At 57.1% G+C, this 1,485-nt stretch carries 1 protein-coding gene; it reads left to right on the top strand.

What is annotated here, in order from left to right; translation table 11 throughout:
• Positions 1 to 163: 163 nt before the first annotated feature.
• Complete coding sequence (locus AB4Z11_RS31495) at positions 164 to 715, top strand: PadR family transcriptional regulator (RefSeq protein ID WP_442030083.1); 552 nt, start codon at positions 164 to 166, stop codon at positions 713 to 715.
• The last annotated feature ends 770 nt before the right edge of the window (positions 716 to 1,485 follow it).

Here is a 1,485-nt window from a genome sequence, read left to right as displayed (position 1 = left end):
TGAGTGAAGTGATCAATGAACAACGAGCGGCGCCTTCTCGGACCGCCATGGTAAGATCTGGTATGTAGGAAAATACATAGTGCCATGGATTTTTAACTATGTCAAAACTAACATAGTTGATTTGCCTGCGCGTTGAGGTGACCAAGGAGAAGGAGCAAGGCGAGTGAGTGATCTGAAGGACGCCGGTAAGGAAAAGCCGCTGAAAAATGTGCTGTTGGCCGGTATTTATAACGAGCCGCGTTCTGGCTACGAGCTGACCAAATGGCTTCAGCAGGGAGGCCAGCATTGCTGGTCAGTCGACCATAGTTCGGTGTATCCGGCCTTGCGCGAAATGGAGAAGGACGAGCTGATTCGATCGGAACGCCTGCCCGGAACGCGCGGGCCGGAACGTTCAATCTACAGCCTGACCGCGGCGGGCATCGAGAAGTTGACGGCATGGGTGGCGAAAGGTTCGCCGCGCCCGGCCATCAAGGATGAGCAGATACTGCGGGTACTGTGTTTCGATCTGCTGCCGCGCGACACCGCGCTACAGCAAATCCGCGAGGTTCGCGCCGACCACGTGGCGCAGCTTGAATTCTTCCTCGAAAGGCAAGCTGTGYTGACCGAGAAGCAGTTGGGACCGCTGCTGGTGACGCGCCGCGGCGTGCTGGCCGAACAAGCCTACATCGCGTGGTGCGACGAGGTGGCGGAAATGATCGCTCGCAGACCAAGCTGATGGAAGCCGAACGACACTAATCGCTGCGGAAGCGGTCGTTCGTATGACGCCAAGTATTAGAACGGGTCGGGGTTAGTACAGGCCTGGCAGAACTCTAGCTCATCTGACATTTCGTGTCGGATCAAGTTTGAACTAGTACAATTTATTGCGGCATTGCGCAATCGAGGCAGATGTCGCAGCCTGCGTTCTCTCCGGTACCGGCCCGTGCCGTCACAACGATCATCTACTCGATCGGAACGCGATGACTGTGCCCGGAACCTTTACTGGCGGATCGCTCCGGACGCCATCGACGATAGGTTCCGCGGAATCCTCCGTGGAAACACCAAAGCGTCGCGTTAATCTGGCCACTGCGGCGGTGTGCGATCGTGCAGTCCGCGTCTTGAACACTGCAGGCCGACAGTATGCAGACACCTTGCTGCAGATGTATGGACTGAAGACGGCCACGATCATGCGCGTCCTGTACGATCCCTCGCTAAGGCGCAAGTTGTCGGTCACCGATTCCCTCAAGCCGGATAAATGACCAACTACCGCACGCAAGCGGGAAAAAACTATCTCACGTGCGAGGCAGGTCGATACGGACGCTAATCGTACGCGCACTTCAGTGGCGTACACTGCATGCATCTGGCAACGGCGCAACGCCCGATTAAAACAGGATGCCCCGTCCTCTCCGGCGACGAAACAGACCGAGCGACACAATCCGCTTGCTAGCGCTCCGAACTCAACCACATCGCGTCTGGGACCAGCGGAGTTGCGAATCCCTGACCCAAGGT

The sequence above is a fragment of the Pseudoduganella sp. RAF53_2 genome, from assembly GCF_052113985.1.
Taxonomy (GTDB): domain Bacteria; phylum Pseudomonadota; class Gammaproteobacteria; order Burkholderiales; family Burkholderiaceae_D; genus Rugamonas.
This window is presented reverse-complemented; position numbering and strand designations above follow the sequence as displayed.